General features: G+C 55.2%; 4 protein-coding genes. 2 read left to right on the plus strand and 2 right to left on the minus strand.

Features of this window, described 5'->3' with window-relative positions; genetic code table 11:
• Positions 1-261 (plus strand): molybdenum cofactor guanylyltransferase (gene mobA / locus BP822_RS05375; RefSeq protein ID WP_286877896.1); only part of this gene is annotated, 261 nt, incomplete at its 5' end.
• 5 nt (positions 262-266) lie between these two features.
• Here the strand turns inward: mobA and BP822_RS05380 are convergent.
• The gene (locus tag BP822_RS05380) at positions 267-449 is read right to left on the minus strand and encodes a hypothetical protein (RefSeq protein WP_157863605.1); all 183 of its coding nucleotides are present in this window, start codon (positions 447-449) and stop codon (positions 267-269) included.
• Positions 450-553: 104 nt separating this feature from the next.
• Between BP822_RS05380 and BP822_RS05385 the strand changes: the two genes are divergently transcribed.
• The gene (locus BP822_RS05385; protein WP_286877898.1) at positions 554-1,513 is read left to right on the plus strand and encodes a tyrosine--tRNA ligase; all 960 of its coding nucleotides are present in this window, start codon (positions 554-556) and stop codon (positions 1,511-1,513) included.
• A 91-nt stretch (positions 1,514-1,604) separates the two neighbouring features.
• Here BP822_RS05385 and BP822_RS05390 read toward each other — a convergent pair.
• A partial coding sequence (locus BP822_RS05390) for a 3-phosphoshikimate 1-carboxyvinyltransferase (protein WP_394339425.1) occupies positions 1,605-2,144 on the minus strand: 540 nt, incomplete at its 5' end.

Below are 2,144 nucleotides of genomic sequence, written 5' to 3' on the forward strand. Positions count from 1 at the left end.
GTTCCTGTGCAGCCTAATGGATATTTCGAGCCCCTCCATTCCGTCTATGAGCGGGAGAAGATGCAAGCATCCTGCCAGAGGGCTTTGGAGAGCGGGGAGAGAAGGATTCACGTTCCCCTGCAGGAGCTGGTCGTCAATCGGGTCTCAAAAGAGCTTCTGCTGCCGATGGACCCCGAGCTTCTCTCTTTTTTCAACCTCAATACCAGAGAGGATCTGGAAAAGGCAAGAGCTCTATGGCAGGAGAAAGGCAAAAAAGGCTGATTAATTTAGAAATACCGCTTCAGAGCGTAATAGATCATGTAGACTATCGCTATGAAGAGTGCTAATTTAGCCAGAGACCAGAAGCTGTTCCAGAGGATTAGGGCCACTATGACGGCCAGCAGTATCAGCACTAGATTCTTCTCCCGGCTCATTGATGGCTGCTGAAGTTTGTACATCCGCCTTGGCATGAAAGGTCATCGTCGGAATTAGTATTAATCATTTTTCCCAAGCTCAACCTCAGAACCAAAAGCATTATACATCCTTATTCCTTTCCTGGGCTGGTGAATTTGATTTGGACAAGCTCGAGCTGGTGATGAGGAATACAGAAGAGATTGTGACCGTAGATGAATTGAAAGGACTGCTGGAGAAGCCCAGCCGCCCGCGGGCTTATGTGGGCTATGAGACCAGCGGCAAGGTCCATTTGGGCCACATGCTGACCGCCAACAAGCTTCTCGACCTGCAGAGGGCGGGCTTCGATGTGGTCGTTCTTTTAGCGGATCTGCATGCCTTTCTCAATGAGAAGGGAACTCTTGAGGAGGTGCGCCAGATCGCCGACTACAACCGGGACTGCTTTATGGCTTTGGGCCTCGACCCGGAGAGGACGGAGTTCGTCTATGGCACAGATTATCAGCTCCAGCCGGATTTCATGCTCAAGATCCTGCAGATGGCCAGAAATACCTCTCTCAACCGGGCCAGGCGCAGCATGGACGAGGTCAGCCGGAATGCAGAGAACCCCATGGTTTCTCAGATGATATATCCCCTGATGCAGGCGGTCGACATCGCCGACCTGAAGATCGATCTGGCGGTGGGAGGCATAGACCAGCGGAAGATCCACATGCTGGCCCGCGAGGAGCTGCCCCGCCTGGGACTGCCCGCGCCCGTATGTCTGCATACGCCCCTGATTCCAGGACTGAACGGGGAGAAGATGTCCTCCTCTAAGGGGAATAATATCGCGGTGGACGAGCCGGCTCAAGATGTGGAGAAAAAGATCAAGAGCGCCTTCTGCCCGGCAAAAGTGGTGGAGAACAATCCGGTGCTGGCGATATGCAAGTATCACGTCTTCCCCCGGATGGAGGCGGGGATGACCATCATGAGGCCGGAGAAGTTTGGCGGTGATGTGCACTACGATAATTACGAGCAGCTGGAGGCGGACTTTGTCAGCGGGGCCATGCATCCCATGGACCTGAAAAAGTCTTGCGCAGAGTGCATGATCGAGATCCTGGCACCAGTGCGGGAGAAGATGAAGGTGTGAAAAAATTCGTGGCTTTTGGTCGGGATGCTTTGAGGTAGATGGAATCACAGAGAGATTCGTGGCCGAGATTCTTTGAAAGCTTTCAATATTCTCACTCCACCCTCACCCTTGCCCCCAGCCTCTCCATCTCCCTGAAGAATCCCGGATAGCTCACATCCACTGCCTCAGCGGTATCGATCCTCGTCTCACCGGCCACAAGGCCCGCCACTGTCAGCGCCATGACGATCCTGTGGTCGTGATAGCCGTGAACGCTCGCCCCGTGCAGCTTTCCGCCCGTGATCTCCAGGCCGTCCGGCCGCTCTTTGACCTTCGCCCCCATCTTCGTCAGCTCGACGGCCATGGCATGAAGCCTGTCCGTCTCCTTGTGGCGGACGTGCTCCGCATTCACCACCGTCGTCGTGCCCTTTGCCACTGCGCCCAGGACGGCGATGGTAGGAACCAGATCCGGCGTTCTGCCGGCATCGATCTCTATTCCCTCCAGATCTCCTCCTTTGATCCTCAGATCCCCTGATTCCCTGTTCCAGGAAACCTGGGCCCCCATGCGGGTAAGGATATCGATGATGGCCGAATCCCCCTGTCTGGAGGGCAGGATCCCTTTCACCATCACCTCCGATCCCGTGACCGCAGCGGC

This window comes from Methanosaeta sp. UBA458 (genome assembly GCF_002496085.1).
GTDB lineage: Archaea > Halobacteriota > Methanosarcinia > Methanotrichales > Methanotrichaceae > Methanothrix > Methanothrix soehngenii.

What these genes read in the sequence shown, in the direction of transcription:
- BP822_RS05380 (WP_157863605.1), bottom strand. Translation starts at nt 449, where the DNA reads ATGCCAAGGCGGATGTACAAACTTCAGCAGCCATCAATGAGCCGGGAG.